Source organism: Clostridium sp. CS1-1, assembly GCF_056135525.1.
The window spans coordinates 970,974-987,416 of record NZ_CM148680.1; the positions used below are offsets into that span (position 1 = coordinate 970,974).

Below are 16,443 nucleotides of genomic sequence, written 5' to 3' on the forward strand. Positions count from 1 at the left end.
TGCAATTGTTTCCATGTGGTTTACATCAACCAATGAAATTTATGAACGCATAACGAGCACATCCGAGAAATCTGATATGATTTTTAGTTGAAATTGGTAATGTATTATAATTAAGATAAAATAAATCTATTGAAAAAAATCCAAAATTATGTATAATATAAACAGACTCAAATATAAACATGAAAAAATATAAATGTAAAGGTGTTGTAAATATGCGCAAAGAGGTAGTTTTTAACTAAACTAACTGAATAAGGATTATTTTTAGCAAGTACGTTCAAAAATCTTGAATTACTCAAGGTTTATTCGTGGTGGAATTAATTTTTGAAAAATTAATGTTCACCATGTTTATTTGTGTACTTCAAAAATAATCAGTATTAAAATGAGCATGTTACACCTTATTTGCATAATAGGAAAACCGTGTTCTAAACGCGGTATTTTTATGCCTATTTTTGCTGCATTTGTAAATATGATATAAGATTTTAATTTATATAACTTATTAATAAGTTGTATAAATTAAAGTCCTATATTTCATGTTTATATTTAGGTCATATAATTATGAGGCTGTAAGTGAACCTATGTTCATTTGCGGTCTTTTTGTTTTTTAAGGAGATTATTAAGATGATTGAGATATCTAGATTACAAAGTACAAACAAATTTTTTCATAATACAAGGATGGTGAATAATTAATGGTTAAAAAACTTTCAGCATATAAAATTTATTTATTATTTTCAGCTATTACAGCAATGTGTTTTTCATTGGCAGCTACAGTTATGATAGTGTATCACATTGAAACGATTCATTTGAACCCACTTCAACTTATACTTGTTGGGACTACGTTAGAAGCAGCATGCTTTCTGTTTGAAATTCCTACAGGGATAGTTGCAGACGTATATAGTCGAAAACTATCTATTGTTATCGGTGCGGTTTTGACAGGATTAGGATTTATTTTAGAAGGTTCTAGTTCTAGTTTTGCCTTTGTACTTGTAGCACAGATAATATGGGGATTAGGTTCAACTTTTATCAGTGGATCTGTTGAGGCATGGATTGCAGAGGAAGAGAAAGGTGAAGATTTAGATAGAGTATATATAAAAGGAGCACAAGCAGGCCAAATAGGAGCAGTTGTCGGGATAATATTAAGTACTATAGTAGGTAATTTGTCTGTTAGATTGCCTATTATAATCAGTGGATGTTTATTTGTGATTTTTGCATTATTTTTAGCATTTTATCTGCCAGAGAACAATTTTACACCATCTGCCCCTGAAGATTTAAATACTTTTAGAAAGATGGGATATACCTTTAAATCTGGCTTAAAATTTGTAAAAAGTAAATCTATAATAATGATTCTACTTTCTGTAACTTTGTTTCATGGTTTATCTAGCGAAGGCTATGATAGACTTTCTAATGCACATTTTCTACAGGATGCTACGCTCCCTAAGCTAGGAAACCTTCAGTCTGTAACTTGGTTCGGTATATTTGGTATTGTAGGAATGGTATTAAGTGCCATAGCAATGCAGTTTATAGCAAAGAAACTAGAAGAAGAGGATAAGAATCAGAGTGGGAAGATATTATTGATTACAAATATATTTCATATATCATTCATGTTAGCATTCGCACTTACAAGAAACTTTAATTTAATGCTAGTAGCTTATTTATCAACAAACCTGTTTAGAGCTATAAATGATCCTATATTTAATGCATGGCTAAATAATCATATAGATGATAATGCAAGAGCTACAATACTTTCTATGAATGGACAAATCAATGCTTTAGGACAAATTATAGGTGGCCCAATTATTGGGGTTATAGCTACAAAATCTTCTATAAGCATTGGTATAGCATCTACTTCATTATTGGTAACGCCAGTGTTAGTTTTATATATTGTCTCTTTGATACTGGATAAAAAAGATGTTAAGAGTGCTAGAGGGGGAGAGGATACATATGAAAACAATTAATATAGGAATTGTGGCTCACGTTGATGCTGGAAAAACAACTACAACTGAAAATCTCTTATATTACAGTGGAGCTATAAAAACAGTTGGAAGGGTGGATTTAGGCAATACTCAAACAGACTCAATGGAGCTTGAACGTAAGAGAGGAATCACTATAAAATCATCAGCAATATCCTTCACTTGGAATGGCGTTAAAGTGAATATTATCGATACCCCAGGACATGCAGATTTTGTATCTGAGGTAGAACGCTCCTTGAGTGTTTTAGATGGAGCTATATTAGTTATATCTGCAGTAGAGGGGATTCAATCACAGACGAGAATACTATTTAACACATTAAAGGCTTTAAAAATTCCAACAATAATTTTTATAAATAAAGTAGATAGAGCTGGGGCAAATTGTAATAAAGTTTTTGAAGAAATAAAAAGGACAATGTCTAATAAAATAGTCAGATTACAGAAGGTATATGGTGAAGGAAGTAGAGAGGTATATCTAAATAATTTAGATGAAATAAGTACAACAAATGAGGATATTATTAATGTTTTATCAGATTTAGATGAAGTGTTTTTAGAGAAATATGTTAACGGAATAGAATATGATAAAAAAGAAATACAAGAAAAGCTTTCATTGTATTCAAGAGGAGGAAGTTTCTATTCTGTGCTTTTCGGTGCAGCGTCAGTTGGTCTTGGCATAAAAGATTTGTTAGATGGAATTTGTAGCTACCTACCATTTGCAAGTAATTATAGCAACGGTGATTTATCGGGAGTGGTGTTCAAGATTGAAAGAATGAATACAAATGAAAAGAAAGTTTATGTAAGATTATTTGGAGGCAAAATATCTGTAAGAGATAGAATTGAAGTGCCTAATAAAGATATAGTAGAAAAGGTGAAGAAAATTAGTGGTTTAGAAAATGGTAAGCTTGTTGAAACCTCCAGTATAGAAGAGGGGGATATAGGTATCTTATATGGGTTAACGAATTTTCAGGTTGGAGATGTTATTGGAATTTCAAATAATAGAATTAAAAATATATCTATAGCTAAACCAACATTAAAGACGAATATATCTGCTGTTAATAAAGAAGAGAATAGAGAACTATTTAAGGCATTAACCTTCCTTACAGAAGAGGATCCATTATTAGAATTAGGTACGGATGACGGTGATAAAGAGATTTATGTTAACTTATTTGGTGAAGTTCAGATGGAAATATTAAGTTCTATATTAGATGACTTTTATGGAATTAAAGTAGAGTTTTCAAATATCCAGACCATTTACAAAGAAACGTCTAAAAATGTCGGTACGTCAATAATGCATATGCAGGAAGGCTTAAATCCTTTCTGGGCAACAGTAGGTCTAAAAATAGAACCTGCAGGTAGGGGTGAAGGACTAAAATATATTTCTAATGTGTCAGTAGGATCATTACCAAAATCTTTCCAAAATGCTATTGAGGAAGCAGTTGTTAAGACAAGTAAACAAGGCTTGTTTGGTTGGGAAGTCACTGATATAAAGGTTACACTTACATGTGGAGAGTTTTTTAGTCCAGCCAGCACTCCAGCAGACTTTAGAAATGTAACACCTATGGTATTTATGGAGGCATTATATGAGGCTAAAACTGATTTATTGGAGCCTCTGCATGAGTTTGAATTAAGGATACCTCAAAATGTTTTGAGTAAAGCTATTTGGGATTTGGAAACTATGAGAGCAACTTTTGATAATCCGACTATTGTTAAGGATGAATTTTTAATAAGAGGTTTAATTCCTGTGGAAAATTCAAAAGAATATAAGTTAAAAATAGCTTCCTATACAGAAGGTAAAGGTATGTTTTTAACAAAGTTTTTTGGATACAAGGAAGTTCCATTTGAATTTGCTAAAACACGTCAAAAATCAACATATGACCCTTTAAACAAAAAAGAGTATTTACTGCATAAGTTAAATGCAATTAGAGATTAAATTCAATGGAACACTTATTATTAAGGATTTACATCATATGCTGATTACAAATATGAAGGTTAACTCAAAATGGAACTACTTTTATTTTATAATATAATAAAGGGACTATCTTAAAATAGAAATTAATTTCTATTTCAAGACAGCCCTTTTCTGCTAGACATATATAATATTTGCTTTAGGAAATCTACCTGTCAGAAGACAAGCTATCAATATTAAATTTTTTTAGATTATTCGTAAATTTAAATTCATTTGAAATTTCTAGAGTAGACTGCAAAACCAGTTCTCTTTCCTTTTTTATTAATTCAATAGGAACAATACCATTTTGAGTTTGGGCAATTATAAAAATATATATAGGTTTTTATTCAAAAAATTTTAATTAGCATTTCGATTGAGTAAGTACGTTTTTCCTATATAAATAATCTTCTTCTGTTATTTCGCCATTAGCGAATTTATTATCCAGAATTCTTAATGCATCACTTTTGCAAATATTGGATTTTTTAAACATCCTCCTTATAAGTACAACTATGGCTGCAATTATTATAAATTTTATAAACATAGCTATAAGAATAAAACCTGGAAATCCAAAACCTAATCTAAACATAGAAGAACATGAAGGCAGGATTTGGGCTGAAAGTGAAGAAGAAATAGGAACTAGTATATTTTCCACTCTTAAAAAAATAGCAAGGCAGGGATAAAATGAAAAAAATACTTATTATAGAAGATGAAAAGAGTATTGCAGAACTTGAAAGGGAGTATCTTGAGATAAGTTCTTTTTATGTAGATATTGAAAATAGTGGTGACAGCGGATTAAGAAAAGCAAAAAGTAAAGATTATGACTTAATTATAGTGGATTTGATGCTTCCTAAGGTAGATGGTTTTGAAATATGTAAACAGATTAGAAGTGAGAGTAATATTCCGATTTTAATGATTTCTGCAAAAAAGAAGATATTGATAAGGTTAGAGGTTTGGGGCTTGGTGCTGATGACTATATAACAAAGCCTTTTAGCCCAAGTGAGCTTGTAGCAAGGGTAAAAGCTCATCTTGCAAGATATGAGAGACTTATAGGAATCCAGGAACAAAAAAAGGATGAAATAAAGATTAGAGGACTTTGCATAGATAGGTTATCGAGAAGAGTATTTTTAAACGATAATGAAGTTATATTTACAACAAGGGAATTTGATTTGCTTATATTTTTAGCGGAGCATCCTAATAGAGTCTTCAGTAAAAGTGAGCTTTTCGAAAGAATAGGGGGTGTAGATTCTTTAGGGGCATATCTACAGTTACTGTTCATATAGGTAAACTCCGTGAGAAAATAGAAGCAAATCCATCAAAGCCTCAGTATATTGAAACTGTTTGGGGAGCTGGTTATAGATTCAAAATATAGTATATTCGGAAGAAAACTAATATTGTTAATAATGTTGTGGTAGGATAGGGCTTAATCTACTTTGAATTGTTTTTTTCTAATATCGTACCTTTCTTACACAACGTAGTAAAAGCATGTAATCAAATAGATAAAGGATCATTTGTTATAGCAAATAATCCTAACTATATTGAGAGTAACTTGGTTTAGGGGGGTATAAAAACCATCATAAAGTATAAAATTTAATTATGTGGTTAAACTTTAAATTGTATTATAGATACTCCGCTATAATGCGTAATACTGAATGAACAAAACAGGCACAAACAATTCAGGAATCTTGTTTATTCAAAAGGTAAGCTGGGTTAATTCCAGCTTATTTTTATTATCAAGAATTTTTAATTATATCATATATTGATTACCAATATAGAGGTTAACTCAAAATCCAACTACTTTTATGATAGGCATATATAATATTTGTTTTAGGCAATCTATCTGTCAGAATATAAGCTATCAATATTAAATTTTTTAAGATTATTCTCACGTTTAAATTCATTTAAAATTTCTAGAGTAGCTTGTAAAATCAGTTCTCTTTCCTTTTCTATTAACTCAATAGGAACAAGGCCATTTTCAGACTGATCGGAAAGAATGGAAAATTTGATTAATCTCATGGAGCGATTATATAACCTATAGCATTGCCAGGATAAGTCTTTGTTGTTTACTATATTTCCCTTAACAATATTCAAAACCTGTTCACTAGCAATATCAATATTATCTAGTATATTATCTTTATTCATAGTGTTCATCTCCCTTATTAGTATATACCTTATGTATATATTACGATAATCTTACAATAAATGATAGCTTATTAAGCATTAAAACAAAATACTATTTTACTTATATACATGATATAAAAAGTATTAGTAATGATTTGTTTGCATGTTACAATTTATAAATGAAGGTGTAGTTGACTTCTATTTTTTGCTATTATCTAGATGTATAAGCAAATACATCTATACATTTGGGAGTATAATCGACACTTCTGATCATAAAATGAGTATACAATTTAGTGGTATAAATTTACAAGTGAGGTTTATTAAATCTAATAAAGTATGGTACAATTTTTTATGAAACAGTATGATAGTTGCAAGACAAAGCGAAATAAGCTTCTAGATTTCAAAGGGAGGGAAAGTTGATGGGAGAATTATGTAAACTACCTAATATAGGTAGTAAATTAGAGGCACAGCTTAATGAAGTTGGAATAGAAACAGTTGAACAATTAAAAGAAGTTGGAAGTAAACAGGCTTGGTTAGATATTAAAGCTATGGATAATTCAGCTTGCATTAATAGGCTATGTGCCATAGAAGGGGCAATAGAAGGAATTAGATGGCACAATCTTTCAAGTGAAGTGAAAAATGAACTAAAAGAATTTTATAATACAGTAAAATAACTGAAAGAAAAATTGTAACTTTAAACAACTAGAATACATATGGGGGGAATAAGTAGTGAATAAAATTATATTCAAAAAGTGGTGGTAATTTATTACTAAATTGATTATAATAATAGATATATTTAATTTTACTTAAGGAGGGTCTAGTATGAAATGCATGATGTGTAGCAGTTCGTTTACAAAAAACGGAAATGTACTTTTTTACGGGAGAAGTGCGTCCTTTTTTAGAGAAGCTATACGTATAAAATCATGCTTAATTAAATGCTAAGATCTTTTATTAAAGTTTAGCACGGATTATAGCTCTATGGTTTTATACTATAGAGCTTTTTTAATGAAACAAATTTCAATGTTTTTGGATGTACACTCTCATAAGCCAGTAAATCAAAACTAGTGATTTATATGGCTTATTTGTTTTTTTGTAAAATATTCAATAGGAGTGATATCAATGAAAAACAACATTAAAGTTAGTTATGTATATAATTTTTTTACTTATTTTAATATAACTTCTGCTATATGGGTGCTTTATTTAAGTTTTAAGGGCCTAAGTCTAGTAGAAATAGGAATTTTGGAATCTATATTTCATTTGACAAGCTTTCTAGGGGAAATTCCTACTGGAGCTATTGCAGATATATATGGGAAAAAAGTCAGTGTAATGCTTGGAAGAATACTTAGTGGAATATCTACTATTCTTATGATATCTTCTAACAGCTTTACAGGCTTTGCAATTGCTTTTATATTCTCTGCTCTTTCTTATAATTTAAATTCTGGTGCATCAGATTCACTAATATACGATAGTTTAAAGCTTTTAGGAAGAGAGAATGAATATAAAAAAATATTTGGATCTATATCCTTTTATATAGAAATAGCAAGAGCTGCAGCGGTTTTACTTGGGGGAATTCTTTCGGACTTAAGGTTTATTTACGCTTATATTTTGGCATTAGTAATTGACATTTGTTCACTATCTTCAGCTTCCTTTTTTAAAGAGCCGCCTATAGAGACTAAAAAATGTGAGGAAAATGTATTTGTACATCAAGTTAAAGAAAGTTTTAGCATTTTAAAAAAGAAAAAAGTTGTACTTTACTTAATTCTTTTCTATGCATTAATTACGACTATGGGAACTACAGTGTATTTTTATTGTCAAAAACATTTTGAAAACATGGATTTTTCGAGAACAGCTATAGCGATTATTTTTACACTAAATAATTTATTCAGTGCTCTAAGTTCGAAATATGCTTATTACATTGAAAATAAATTAAAAATGAAAAAGGTAATCATCATACTGCCAATTTTAAACGTGATAATCCTTGGAGGTCTTGCGGTAAGTAGTGGTTATGTTTCAGTTTTAGTTTTCTTGTTATCGTCTATGATAAGTGGATTTACTGTACCAATTTTTAGCGATTACATTAATTCTTTAATTCCATCACAATATAGAGCAACTATATTATCTTTTGATTCACTATGCTTTAGTGCTTTTATGCTCTGTGCTTTTCCTGTGGTTGGGTTTATAGGAGAAAAACTGGGACTTCCATTAGCTTTTGGAATAATAGGGTTAGCCTTTATTCCTGCAATAGTTTTTATAATATTTAAGCTTAAAAATGTAAATGAAACGAGTGAAGGGGATGAAAATTATGATAGCATTAGCTCTAAATAACATTAAAAAATACTATGGAGGAACTCAAATTATTGATAATATGAACTTTGAAGTTCAGGAAGGTGAAAAGGTCGGTATAGTTGGCAAGAATGGTTGTGGGAAAAGTACCATATTAAAGCTTATAATGGGCCTTGAAGCAGAGTACAATGGCAATATTATCATAAAAAAAGATTCTAAACTGGGATATGTAGACCAGTTGCCAAGTTATAATGAAGAACTTAAGGTTATTGATGTATTAAGTTTAGCCTTCAATACTGAGGATGAAATCTTAAAAAATATGAAAAAACTAGAAGAAGCAATGGCAAAAATTGATGAAAGCGAATTAGATAAGACTCTTAAAATTTATAATGACCTTCAACAAAGGTATGAACAGGTTGGGGGCTATGAAATAGAAGAAAGGCTAAGCAAGGTTTGTATTGGACTTAATATTACCGAGGATTTTAAACAAAGGACCTTCAGCACGTTAAGTGGTGGTGAAAAAACCACTGTACTTCTTGCTAAGGTGTTACTTCAAAAATCTGATATTTTATTACTGGATGAACCTTCTAATCACCTTGATTTAAAGTCCATAGAATGGCTAGAGGATTTTTTAAAGAATTATAAGGGTGCTGTACTTATAGTATCTCATGATAGGTATTTTTTAGATAAAGTAGTAACTAAAATAATTGAAGTTGAAAATATGAAAAGTAAAACCTATTTAGGAGGATACTCTCAATATCTAGAACAAAAAGAAAAGGATATTGAGCTTCAGCTTGAATCTTACAATATTCAGCAGAAAAAAATTAATGCTATGGAGAAAACTATAAAAGACTTAAGAGATTGGGGAATGAAAGGAGATAATGAAAAGTTCTTTAAAAGAGCTGAAAATATTAGAAAGAGATTAGAAAAAATAGAAAAGGTAGATAAACCTAAGCACGAAAGTCGCAGCATGAATTTAAATATTAATACAGGTCAGCGCTCAGGAAAAGATGTAATTAAATTAGAGGATGGATTTAAAAAATTTGAAAACAAGATTATTTTAAGCAATGCTAATCTTCATTTTAGATATGGAGAAAAACTAGCCTTAATAGGAAATAATGGTTGTGGAAAATCTACACTATTAAAATTAATATTAAAAGCTTTAAATTCACAAGAGGGCAGTGAAGATTATGTATTAGATAGAGGAACTTTACAAATTGGTGCCTCTTTAGAAGTAGGATATCTACCTCAAAGTGTGGTGTTTAGGAACGAAGAATTCTCAATAGTAGAATGTTTTAGAGAGGATATAGAGTTATCTGAAGGGAAAGCTAGAGAGTACCTTGCAAAGTTCTTGTTTTATGGTGAAAATGTATTTAAAAAAGTTAAGAATCTTTCAGGTGGAGAGAGAAGTCGCCTTTTACTTTCAAAACTTATGTTTAAAGAAGTTAATACACTGATTTTAGATGAGCCAACTAATCATTTAGATATTACATCCAGAGAGGCTCTTGAAGATACATTGAAAGAATTTAAAGGTAATATTTTGTTTGTTTCCCACGATAGATATTTCATCAACGAAATATGCAGCAGAATTGTTGAACTTAATGAAGGGGTATTGACTTCATACGAAGGAAACTATGAATATTACAAGTTAAAAAGTAATACTGTATCAGAAAATAAAAAGTTAATTGTAAAAAAGTCTGAAGATAAGCCAATATATAATAAAAGAATAGGGAACAATGAAAAAATTAATGAAAAAAGAGCTGTTGTTATTGAAAGGAGAATTCAGGAGCTGGAAAGTAAAATTAATTTAATCGAAGAAGAAATGGAAAGTTGTAATGAATATTCTAGACTTAATGAACTTTATACCTTAAAAGAAGTTCTTAATTTAGAAATTGAAGATCTAATGAAACAGTGGCTGCAAATTTTATAAAAACTAAGAAATTAATTAGTTCAATACAATCAACATATCAATTAGAATTGGTATGTTGATTGTTGAAATCTAATAAAAAGTTATTTTTATCCTTAAAATTAAAATCTTATAACGAAATTAGCACTTTCTTAATAAATCTTAAGATTTATTTATACGGATATTTAAGAATTCACCTTTACAATAGTAATTAGAAATTACATGTGAGGTGAGTTTGATATGAAAAAAGTTAACAAATTTTTAGTAATAGCAGTTTGGACAACATTGATATATATTTTTCATAAATTAAATCTACTAAATGGGGATATGGATAACTTAAACAAATTTCTCGATGGTTTTGGTAACTATAAAATAATACTATTTATTACACTGTCAACTCTAAGGGTAGCAGCTTTAATTCCTAGTGTAGCATTTATGATTTTAGGTGGCATAATGTTTAATCCATTAGAAGCTTTTGTTCTAACGTTAACTTCAGTTATACTTAGTGAAAGTATCATATATGCAGTATCAAAAATTTTAATTAGCTCAAGTATTCAAAGTTATATGGTTAATAAATATCCTAAACTATATAACTTGCTGCTTAAAAATAATACGAGAGTTTTAGCAATAGGTATATTGTGTCCAGTAGCTCCGTCTGATGTAGCCTGTTTTTTAGCTAGTTCTACAGGGATAAGTTATAAAAAGTTCATTTTTACAGTGATACTGGCTAATACTCCGTTGATGCTATTGTATAGTTTTCTTGGAGATACTATTTTATCACCTAACAATAATACTATGGTAATTGGGATAGTTATTTTAGTTATTACTATATATTCAATACGCTTATGGAACAAAGAACAAAAAAATATAAATCAGTTTAGATAAAGGGCCCAAGCTTTGGGCCCTTTACGTATTATTGGTCATATTGGAAAACTTTAGAGAAAGTTAAGAATTCTTAAGGAATTTTCTAAGGGAATTTTAATATCTGTACTTTATACTAAGCCTGTAAGTCAGTTTTAGAGAGATGAGTGCTCATAAACAGAGTTCTTAGAATCAGATTGAGTTTTAACTTCACCTGATTCTTAGAAATCGTTATCCAGGGACGTAGCCGATCTTTACTCCCACTTTGAGAAAAGTAGAGAGCCCAAATCTTTGATTTGGTGCGAATCACTTTCACAGAGTGCGTGGGGGTATTAGAGCGGGTAGTCATCGGATAAATTACTAATCTTTTAAGAATACAGGAGGGGTACTATGATGTGGATAAAGTTTTTGATAGAGTATATTAAATCACCAAGGACTGTTGGAGCGGTAGCTCCTAGTTCAGAAAAACTTGCGGATAGAATGATTAATGATATAGACTTTAAAAATGCAAAATATATTGTTGAATATGGTCCAGGGACTGGAGTTTTTACGGACAAGCTTGTAAGGAGTAAAAGAAAAGATACAATATTAATATTAATTGAATATAACCAAGAGTTTTGTAAAGAACTAAAAGATAAGTATAATAAAAATGATAATGTATTAATAATAAATGATTCGGCACAAAATATAGATAAATATCTGGCAAAATATAATATTGAAAAAGTGGACTATGTAGTCTCAGGATTACCCTTTGCTAGCCTACCTAAAAAGGCTTCTAGTGAAATATTGATGAAAACGAGAAATATATTAAAGAATAGTGGACTATTTATTACATTTCAATATACCATGTTAAAGAAAGAGTATATTTCTAGTTACTTTGGAGACATAGATTGTGAAAGAGTTTTACTTAATGTGCCACCAGCATATGTCTTAAAGTGTCGAAATGTTTAATTTGAAAGGAGTATGATTATGCCTAATAAAATACTTATAGTAGATGATGATGCAGAAATAAGAAAAGTTATAAGTATATATTTGGAAAATGATGGGTTTGAGGTGTATAAAGCGGAAAATGGACAGGAAGGGCTAAAAATAATTGAAGAAAATGAAGTGGATTTAGTGCTTCTAGATATAATGATGCCTGGAATGAATGGACTTGAAGTATGCATGAAAATTAGAGAAAGTAGTGTAATACCAATAATATTTTTATCAGCCAAATCTGAAGATATGGATAAAATCCAAGGGCTGACTTCTGGTGCAGATGATTACATTACAAAACCCTTTAGTGCAATGGAACTTATAGCTAGAATTAAGTCTAATCTTAGACGGTATAAGAAATACACTGCTGCCACACAAGTGCTTAAGAATAGTATCGAAATTGGTAATTTGACTATAAATGCAGATTTTAGGCAAGTATTCATTGGAGATAAAGAAATTAGGCTTACTCCTAAAGAGTTCGATATTTTAGAACTTTTAGCGAGAAATAAGGGAGTAGTTTTTAGTATAGAAAAGATTTATGAAAGAGTATGGGGAGAGGAGTTTTATAAGTCTGATGGTACGGTTATGGTTCATATAACAAAGATAAGAGAAAAAATAGAGGAAGACCCCAAAAAGCCTATTTATATTAAAACGGTTTGGGGTGTCGGATATAAGATATGAAAAGATTAACAGTGACAAAAAGCTTAAGTATTAATCTTTTAATTAAAATAGCATTTTGTTTTTTACTCTCATTTGCTGCTGTAATTATGGTTGCTAGTTCTATTTCTAATACTTATATATATAATAACAGAAATAATTTGAATCCTTTTATGTATAATATGATAGTTCTCGGAGTTTTCATGACAGGTATTATAGTGTTTATTGTAAGTTTTCTAATAGTCACAAAGAAAGAAATAAAATATATCAAATATATTTCAGAAAATGTTGAAATAATTGCCAATAAGGAATTAGGTTCTACTCTAAAGGTTGCAGGCAATGACGATCTAGCGGAACTTAGTAGAAATATAAACTCTATGTCTAGACAATTAAAAGAGAAATTTGAACGTGAAAGAGAAATAGAAAATACTAAGACGGAATTAATAACCAATGTTTCTCACGATTTACGAACGCCTCTTACTGCTATTATAGGTTATTTAGACTTTTTGAAAAACGAAAAATTTAAAAGTGAGGAAGAGGAAAAAGAGTATTTAAACTCTGCTTATAATTTATCTGCTAAGCTAAAAAGGCTTATAGATGAACTATTTGAATATACAAAGTTATCAAGTAGTGAAGTTCAATTAGAATTTGTGAATGCAAATATATGCGCTATTTTAAATCAACTTTTAGGTGAATATGGCACTATATTAGAAAAAAAAGATTTAAGAATTATAAATAATGTGCCTGATAGTAATATAAATGTAAAAATAGATATTGAGAAGATTGTTAGGGTATTTGAAAATATATTAAATAACGCAGAAAAATATAGTTATAAGCCTTCAGATATTGTGGTAAATGTAGAGAAGGAAGAAAGATATGTTATAATATCTTTTTCTAATAGAGGTGAGCATATTCCCAAGGAGAAGATAGATAGAATGTTTGAAAGATTTTATAGAATTGACCCTTCACGATCAAATAACATGCCTGGATCTGGATTAGGATTAGCTATCTGTAAAAAAATAGTTGAATTGCATAGTGGACAGATATGGGCTGTGAGTAATGAAAATATAATTACCTTTAAAATTAAATTAGAACTAAGCAAATAATCTAATGGAAGATAACAATCTATACAAAATATAGTTTATTTACTTTAAAGGGATGTTATAATAAATTTGTGTAATTTTTCATAAAAATCAAGAAGGTGGATTTTGTGATACCCTTTCAACATGAAATAGATGAAATAAAAAAACAATTAATAGGGAAATACAATATATCAGAAATATATTTATTTGGTTCATGCGCAAAAGGATGTGCAAGACTAGATAGTGATATAGATTTATGTATTATTATGGAGTATATGGACAAAAGAAAGATAAGAATAGACATGGAAATGGAGATACAAAGTAATAAAGAATTAGATTTTATCTTATACACACCAGAACTGTGGAAAGAAAGTATTAAGGATAGTGCAAGTTTTGCAAGTTTGATTTTGAGAACTGGGGTGAAAATACATGGTTGATACATTAAGAATTTTTAAGCATCAGGTGGAGTTAAAACTCAACCTGATGCTTAGAGATTTTTTATGTTAAAATATAAATAAATTGCATAAATCAACTAATTATGATATATTTTTAACATAAGACATTTTAGTAAGTTTTTTACAAAATCAGTTTATCAGAATGTGAAGGTGTATGTTATGGAAGATTGGCTTTATAAGAAGGATAACTACATACCTCGGAATGATAAAGATAGATTTATAGACAAAAGTATAGTGTCTATTATACACATGCTATCTTTAATAAAAAGAAATAATAAGGTTAGTACTGCTTTTATGTACAAGCTAAATCCAGTAATTAAACTTATATTCACAGTACTAAGCATAATTTTAATATCTACTTCAAGAAGCTTTACATATGTACTAGCTATGGATGTATATTTACTATTATTTATAGCTTTATTAGAGGTAGAAGATATAAAAAAGGTATTGGCTTTAAGCTTTTTAGTTCCTTTATTTACTGTTGTAATGCTTATACCCTCTATGCTTATGGGTAATATTACAAATAGTATTTTATTACTTATGAAAGTTACAGGAACTGTAGTTTCAGTAAATATATTGTCATACACTACAAAATGGCATGATATTACTAAAGCACTGAAGCTTTTTTTTATACCTGATATATTCATATTAGTATTTGATATTACGATAAAGTACATTTATATTCTAGGAGAATTTTCACTAGAGATGTTTTATGCTTTAAAGCTAAGATCAGTGGGAAAAAACAGTAATAAGTACTCCTCGCTTTCTAAGATAATGGGTAATCTTTTTCTAAAGTCAAAGGAAATGGGAGATGAAATGTATTCTGCAATGGAATGTAGAGGTTTCACAGGAGAGTATAAAGCTTACTCAAAGTTTAAATTTACTTCTAAAGATTTTATATATTGTTTAGTAAATATATTAATAATAATAATGTACTTTTACTTTAATTAGGATGTGAGTGAAATGATTCAAGTTAAAGATGTTCATTTTAGATATAAAGATACAGAGGTGCTAAGAGATATTAATGTAACTATCAAAGAAGGTGAAGCAGTAGCACTAATAGGACCTAATGGTAGTGGTAAATCTACATTTCTAAAATTAATTAATGGTATAGTTTTTCCAACTAAAGGGGAATATCATTTTAATAAAGAGGAAATAAGTAGCAAGAAATTAAATGACAATAGGTTTTCTAAACTTTTTCATAAAAAAGTTGGATTTGTATTTCAAAATTCAGATGCACAGCTTTTTTCTTCTAATGTATATGAAGAAGTTGCCTTTGGATTAAGACAAATGGATATGGATGAAAGAGAAGTAGAAAGAAGAGTTTCTGATTGTTTAAGACTTTTAGATATTGAAGATCTTAAAGATAGAGAGCCTTATAATTTAAGTGGCGGAGAAAAGAAAAGAGTAGCTATTGCAAGTGTGCTTGCCATGAATCCAGAAGTTTTAGTTTTGGACGAGCCTATGAATGGAATCGATCCAAAAGGCAAAAAATTTTTAAGAGAACTATTAATTAAGTTGAATAACAGTGGAAAAACTATAATTTGCTCTACTCATGATTTTCAATATGTAGAGGATGTTTTCCAGAGAGCATTAGTTTTTTCAGAAGAGCATAATATTATAAGAGACGATGCTTATAAAACTGTAATAAATGACGATGATTTTCTAATAAAATATAATATTAAATAAGTTGGAGATATTTAGTTTGTAAGGAACTAGTTCAATGATTTGGCTTTAAAGAGTATTGATATCCATTTACATTTACATGGAAGTCATTGACATGTTTGTATAGTTGTAATAAACTTAAATAGTAGAATTAAATAATATGTTTAGGTGCCTTTTAAGAAAAAGGTGAAAAGGGAATGTGGTGAGAGTCCACAACAGCCCCCGTTACTGTATTTGAGGACGAACCTTTATTAAGCCACTCTGCTAGGAGGAAGGCGAAGGTGAGGATGAATCATAAGTCAGGAGACCTGCCTAGATGTGTTCTGTAGACTTTCGGAGGGAAGGTACTTTTAATGTGAATGCTGACCGTTTGACCGGTTTTTATAGTAGTGTTAAAAGCAGTAAACTTTCAAAGTTTACTGCTTTTATTTCGTTTACAGGCGAGTATATGTAAGTAATTTTTGAATACTTTTAACAGCCTTTAAGAATTTAAATTTTTAATTTAAAAGTTCTATGAAGGCAATTAAATGCA

The 16,443-nt window shown here is 29.5% G+C and carries 14 protein-coding genes, 1 pseudogene and 1 riboswitch; of the genes and pseudogenes, 14 read left to right on the forward strand and 1 reads right to left on the reverse strand.

Annotated features, from left to right (window positions below; genetic code table 11):
- Positions 1-686: 686 nt before the first annotated feature.
- The 4 genes and pseudogenes from tetA(P) to AC0N0V_RS04345 all read left to right on the forward strand — a co-directional run bounded on the left by tetA(P) (position 687) and on the right by AC0N0V_RS04345 (position 5,278).
- On the forward strand, positions 687-1,952 hold the full coding sequence (tetA(P), locus tag AC0N0V_RS04330) for a tetracycline efflux MFS transporter TetA(P) (RefSeq protein WP_474462329.1): 1,266 nt from the start codon (positions 687-689) through the stop codon (positions 1,950-1,952).
- Positions 1,939-3,894 (forward strand): tetracycline resistance ribosomal protection protein, encoded by a 1,956-nt coding sequence (tet, locus tag AC0N0V_RS04335; protein ID WP_474462330.1) that lies wholly within the window; start codon positions 1,939-1,941, stop codon positions 3,892-3,894. Before tetA(P) ends, tet begins: the two co-directional genes overlap by 14 nt.
- Positions 3,895-4,418: 524 nt before the next feature.
- Positions 4,419-4,589, forward strand: a complete 171-nt coding sequence (locus AC0N0V_RS04340) for a hypothetical protein (RefSeq protein WP_474462332.1) — start codon at positions 4,419-4,421, stop codon at positions 4,587-4,589.
- 1 nt (position 4,590) lies between these two features.
- A pseudogene (locus tag AC0N0V_RS04345) lies at positions 4,591-5,278 on the forward strand (response regulator transcription factor).
- Between the two features lie 464 nt (positions 5,279-5,742).
- On the opposite strand, the gene AC0N0V_RS04350 reads toward AC0N0V_RS04345, so the two are convergent.
- Entirely contained in the window at positions 5,743-6,048 is a 306-nt protein-coding gene (locus tag AC0N0V_RS04350) for a hypothetical protein (RefSeq protein ID WP_474462333.1), read from the reverse strand.
- 398 nt (positions 6,049-6,446) lie between these two features.
- On the opposite strand from AC0N0V_RS04350, the gene AC0N0V_RS04355 reads away from it, so the two are divergent.
- From AC0N0V_RS04355 to AC0N0V_RS04400, 10 genes are all read left to right on the forward strand, one after another.
- Positions 6,447-6,701, forward strand: coding sequence for a TfoX/Sxy family protein (locus AC0N0V_RS04355; RefSeq protein ID WP_474462334.1), 255 nt, complete (start codon positions 6,447-6,449; stop codon positions 6,699-6,701).
- Positions 6,702-7,146: 445 nt separating this feature from the next.
- On the forward strand, positions 7,147-8,352 hold the full coding sequence (locus tag AC0N0V_RS04360; protein ID WP_474462335.1) for an MFS transporter: 1,206 nt from the start codon (positions 7,147-7,149) through the stop codon (positions 8,350-8,352).
- Positions 8,330-10,240, forward strand: a complete 1,911-nt coding sequence (abc-f, locus tag AC0N0V_RS04365; RefSeq protein WP_474462336.1) for a ribosomal protection-like ABC-F family protein — start codon at positions 8,330-8,332, stop codon at positions 10,238-10,240. The genes AC0N0V_RS04360 and abc-f overlap by 23 nt, the downstream gene beginning before the upstream one ends.
- Positions 10,241-10,456: 216 nt before the next feature.
- The gene (locus AC0N0V_RS04370; RefSeq protein ID WP_474462338.1) at positions 10,457-11,101 is read left to right on the forward strand and encodes a TVP38/TMEM64 family protein; all 645 of its coding nucleotides are present in this window, start codon (positions 10,457-10,459) and stop codon (positions 11,099-11,101) included.
- Positions 11,102-11,470: 369 nt separating this feature from the next.
- Complete coding sequence (locus AC0N0V_RS04375; RefSeq protein ID WP_474464440.1) at positions 11,471-12,028, forward strand: class I SAM-dependent methyltransferase; 558 nt, start codon at positions 11,471-11,473, stop codon at positions 12,026-12,028.
- 18 nt (positions 12,029-12,046) lie between these two features.
- Positions 12,047-12,733 carry a response regulator transcription factor gene (locus tag AC0N0V_RS04380; RefSeq protein ID WP_474462340.1) on the forward strand — a complete coding sequence of 229 codons (687 nt, stop codon included), beginning with the start codon at positions 12,047-12,049 and terminating at the stop codon, positions 12,731-12,733.
- Positions 12,730-13,815, forward strand: coding sequence for a sensor histidine kinase (locus AC0N0V_RS04385; protein ID WP_474462342.1), 1,086 nt, complete (start codon positions 12,730-12,732; stop codon positions 13,813-13,815). The genes AC0N0V_RS04380 and AC0N0V_RS04385 overlap by 4 nt, the downstream gene beginning before the upstream one ends.
- A 104-nt stretch (positions 13,816-13,919) precedes the next feature.
- Positions 13,920-14,228, forward strand: coding sequence for a nucleotidyltransferase domain-containing protein (locus tag AC0N0V_RS04390; protein WP_474462345.1), 309 nt, complete (start codon positions 13,920-13,922; stop codon positions 14,226-14,228).
- Between the two features lie 177 nt (positions 14,229-14,405).
- Complete coding sequence (locus AC0N0V_RS04395) at positions 14,406-15,197, forward strand: energy-coupling factor transporter transmembrane component T family protein (protein ID WP_474462347.1); 792 nt, start codon at positions 14,406-14,408, stop codon at positions 15,195-15,197.
- 12 nt (positions 15,198-15,209) lie between these two features.
- Entirely contained in the window at positions 15,210-15,935 is a 726-nt protein-coding gene (locus tag AC0N0V_RS04400; RefSeq protein ID WP_474462349.1) for an energy-coupling factor ABC transporter ATP-binding protein, read from the forward strand.
- A 125-nt stretch (positions 15,936-16,060) separates the two neighbouring features.
- Positions 16,061-16,241, forward strand: a riboswitch (cobalamin riboswitch).
- Positions 16,242-16,443: the final 202 nt, after the last annotated feature.

Coding starts and splice junctions, on each gene's coding strand:
- AC0N0V_RS04355 (WP_474462334.1), top strand. CDS start 6,447: ATGGGAGAATTATGTAAACTACCTAATATAGGTAGTAAATTAGAGGCA.
- AC0N0V_RS04395 (WP_474462347.1), top strand. CDS start 14,406: ATGGAAGATTGGCTTTATAAGAAGGATAACTACATACCTCGGAATGAT.
- AC0N0V_RS04400 (WP_474462349.1), top strand. CDS start 15,210: ATGATTCAAGTTAAAGATGTTCATTTTAGATATAAAGATACAGAGGTG.
- AC0N0V_RS04375 (WP_474464440.1), top strand. CDS start 11,471: ATGTGGATAAAGTTTTTGATAGAGTATATTAAATCACCAAGGACTGTT.
- abc-f (WP_474462336.1), top strand. CDS start 8,330: ATGATAGCATTAGCTCTAAATAACATTAAAAAATACTATGGAGGAACT.
- AC0N0V_RS04350 (WP_474462333.1), bottom strand. CDS start 6,048: ATGAATAAAGATAATATACTAGATAATATTGATATTGCTAGTGAACAG.
- AC0N0V_RS04385 (WP_474462342.1), top strand. CDS start 12,730: ATGAAAAGATTAACAGTGACAAAAAGCTTAAGTATTAATCTTTTAATT.
- AC0N0V_RS04370 (WP_474462338.1), top strand. CDS start 10,457: ATGAAAAAAGTTAACAAATTTTTAGTAATAGCAGTTTGGACAACATTG.
- AC0N0V_RS04380 (WP_474462340.1), top strand. CDS start 12,047: ATGCCTAATAAAATACTTATAGTAGATGATGATGCAGAAATAAGAAAA.
- tet (WP_474462330.1), top strand. CDS start 1,939: ATGAAAACAATTAATATAGGAATTGTGGCTCACGTTGATGCTGGAAAA.
- AC0N0V_RS04340 (WP_474462332.1), top strand. CDS start 4,419: ATGGCTGCAATTATTATAAATTTTATAAACATAGCTATAAGAATAAAA.
- AC0N0V_RS04360 (WP_474462335.1), top strand. CDS start 7,147: ATGAAAAACAACATTAAAGTTAGTTATGTATATAATTTTTTTACTTAT.